The organism is Williamsia herbipolensis, from assembly GCF_000964005.1.
Lineage (GTDB): Bacteria > Actinomycetota > Actinomycetes > Mycobacteriales > Mycobacteriaceae > Williamsia_A > Williamsia_A herbipolensis.
Map to the genome: position 1 here is coordinate 1 of NZ_JXYP01000025.1, position 3,347 is coordinate 3,347.

At 67.6% G+C, this 3,347-nt stretch carries 2 protein-coding genes; both read right to left on the reverse strand.

Features of this window, described 5'->3' with window-relative positions; genetic code table 11:
• Nucleotides 1-2,307: preprotein translocase subunit SecA (secA, locus tag TU34_RS14595; protein WP_045823644.1), on the reverse strand; the 2,307-nt coding region annotated here is incomplete at its 3' end.
• 325 nt (nt 2,308-2,632) lie between these two features.
• The gene (gene hpf, locus TU34_RS14600) at nt 2,633-3,331 is read right to left on the reverse strand and encodes a ribosome hibernation-promoting factor, HPF/YfiA family (RefSeq protein WP_052688952.1); all 699 of its coding nucleotides are present in this window, start codon (nt 3,329-3,331) and stop codon (nt 2,633-2,635) included.
• Nucleotides 3,332-3,347: the final 16 nt, after the last annotated feature.

Genomic DNA, 3,347 nt, shown 5'->3' on the forward strand with positions numbered 1-3,347 from the left:
GAGCAGGATGGTCCGCTCGAGCTGACGCATCGCGCCCTCACCGGCCATCGCGTCGATCTCGGCCTCACGCTTGGCGTACGCCTCACGCGCGTCGGCGACCAGCTTCTCGGTCAGCTCCTCGGCCGAGACGTCCTCGCGCTCCCCGAACTCGTTCTCGCCGACGATCTCCTTGTAGTCGAGCTCGATCGGGTACAGCGTGCGCATCGCGGTCCACAGCTGCTCGAGATCCCAGTCCTCGACGTATCCGACGGCGGTGGCGCCGGCGACATACGCCGAGACCACGTCGTCGATCATCCGCAGCACCTGCTCGCGGTGGTCCTCGCCCTCGAGGATGGTGCGGCGCTCGCCGTAGATGACCTTGCGCTGCTCGTTCATCACCTCGTCGTACTTGAGGACGTTCTTGCGGACCTCGAAGTTCTGCTGCTCGACCTGGGTCTGCGCGCTGCGGATGGCCTTGCTGACCATCTTCGCCTCGATCGGGACGTCGTCGGGCAGGTTGACGCGGTTCATGATCGACTCGAGGGCGGCACCGTTGAACCGACGCATCAGCTCGTCGCCGAGGGACAGGTAGAACCGCGACTCACCCGGGTCGCCCTGACGACCCGAACGGCCGCGCAGCTGGTTGTCGATGCGGCGCGACTCGTGACGCTCGGTGCCCAGCACGTAGAGACCACCGGCCTCGCGGACCTTCTCGGCGTCGGCGGCGACCTCGGCCTTCACCGATTCGATGACCTCGTCCCACGCCGCCTCGTACTCCTCCGGCGTCTCCACCGGGTCGAGACGCTGCTTGCGCAGACGCACGTCGGCGATGACGTCGGGGTTGCCGCCGAGCACGACGTCGGTGCCACGGCCGGCCATGTTGGTGGCGACGGTGACCGCGCCGGACCGACCGGCCTCGGCGATGATCTGCGCCTCCTGCTCGTGGAACTTCGCGTTGAGGACCGTGTGCGGGATGCCGCGCTTGGTGAGCTGGCGCGCCAGGTACTCCGACCGCTCGACGCTGGTGGTACCGATCAGGACCGGCTGGCCCTTCTCGTGCCGCTCGGTGATGTCGTCGACGACCGCGGCGAACTTCGCCTCCTCGGTCTTGTAGATGAGGTCGGTCTGGTCGGCGCGGATCATCGGCTTGTTGGTCGGGATCGGCAGCACGCCCAACTTGTAGATCTGGTCGAGCTCGGCGGCCTCGGTCTGCGCGGTACCGGTCATGCCGGCCAACTTCTCGTACATGCGGAAGTAGTTCTGCAGCGTGATGGTCGCCAGGGTCTGGTTCTCGGCCTTGATCTCGACGCCCTCTTTGGCCTCGATCGCCTGGTGCAGACCCTCGTTGAACCGGCGTCCGTCGAGCACACGGCCGGTGAACTCGTCGACGATGAGGACCTCACCGTTGCGGACGATGTAGTCCTTGTCGCGCTCGAACAGCTCCTGGACCTTGATCGCGTTGTTCAGGTAGCTGACGAGCAGCGAGTTCGACGCATCGTAGAGGTTCTCGATGCCGAGCTGGTCCTCGACGAACTCGACCCCGGCCTCGTGCACACCGATGGTCTTCTTGCGGATGTCGACCTCGTAGTGGACGTCCTTCTTGAGGTGCGGCGCGATCCGGGCGAACTCGGTGTACCACTTGCTCGAGCCGTCGGCGGGGCCCGAGATGATCAGCGGGGTGCGGGCCTCGTCGATGAGGATCGAGTCGACCTCGTCGACGATCGCGTAGGCGTGGCCGCGCTGCACCAGGTCGGCCAACGAGTGCGCCATGTTGTCGCGCAGGTAGTCGAACCCGAACTCGTTGTTGGTGCCGTAGGTGATGTCGGCGGCGTAGGCCTCGCGACGCTGGTCGGGCGTCATGCCGGTGAGGATGACCTCGGTCTGCAGGCCGAGGAAGCGGTGCACGCGTCCCATCCACTCGGCGTGGAACTTCGCGAGGTAGTCGTTGGTGGTGACGACGTGGACGCCCGCACCGGTCAGTGCGTTGAGGTAGGCCGGGAGCACACAGGTCAGGGTCTTGCCCTCACCGGTCTTCATCTCGGCGATGTTGCCGAAATGCAGTGCCGCGCCGCCCATGATCTGGACGTGGAACGGCTTCTGGCCGAGGACGCGCCAGGCGGCCTCACGGGCGACGGCGAACGCCTCGGAGAGCATGTCGTCGAGCGCCTCGCCCTCGCTGTAGCGCTCGGTGAACTCGGCGGTCTTGGCGCGCAGTTCGGCGTCGGTGAGCGCCTCGATCTCGTCGGACAGCGACTCGACGTGTGTCGCGATCGCGTCCAGACGTTTGACCATCCGGCCCTCGCCGACTCGCAGCATCCTGTTGAGCACTGTTGATCCCTCTGTCCGAATTTCGTGGCTGTGTGGGTATGTGGGTTGCGCGCGCACCCCGACGGGCGCGGCCGCAGATCCCCACCATGGTACTGACGGGGTCCCGGCACGACGCAGCCGCGACGGTTCTCACCGCCGCGGCTGCGTGTCAGGGGTGCTCAGGCCAGACGGACCGACACGAAGGCCGGAGGCCAGGAGCCGGCGCTTCTCGCCGCTAGGCGAGACGGACCGACACGAAGGCCGGAGGCCAGGAGCCGGCGCTTCTCGCCGCTAGGCGAGACGGACCGACACGAAGGCCGGAGGCCGGAGCTGGCGCTTCTCGCCGCTAGGCGAGACGAATGAGCCCGTAGTCGAAGGCGTGGCGGCGGTAGACCACCGAGGGCCGGTCGCTCTCCTTGTCGTGGAACAGGAAGAAGTCGTGGCCGACGAGTTCCATCTCGTAGAGCGCGTCGTCGACGGTCATCGGGACCGCCTCGTGTTCCTTGACGCGCACGACCTGTCCCGGCGCGTGGTCGGCCGTCGCGACACCATCTGCGGCCTCGGCGGGGTCGGTGGAGACGGAGGCAGCGGTGTCGGTGAGGTCGAGTGTCTCGATGTCGGCGGTCGCCTCGGCCACCGACACCGGTGTGCGCAGGCCGTGGTGGACGCGGCGGCGGTCCTTGGTGCGTCGCAGTCGCGACTGCAGCCGGTCGACCGCGGATTCGAGGGCGGCGTAGAAGTTCTCCGAGCATGCCTCGGCACGCACCACGGGGCCCTTGCCCCGCACGGTGATCTCCACGCGCTGGCAGACCTTGGCCTGACGGCGGTTGCGCTCGTGGTGCAATTCGACGTCGAAGGCGTAGATCGTGGGGTCGAACCGCTCGACGCGGGAGAGCTTGTCGCCGACGTGCACACGGAAGTGGTCGGGTACCTCGACGTTGCGGCCGGTGACGGTGACGGTCGCGACCGGCTGACCGGGGATGTGGTCAGGGTCGGCGGACACGAAGGCCGAGCTGCGGTCGAAGGGGTCGGGGGCCGCGGGCACCTGATCGGCGCGGGGC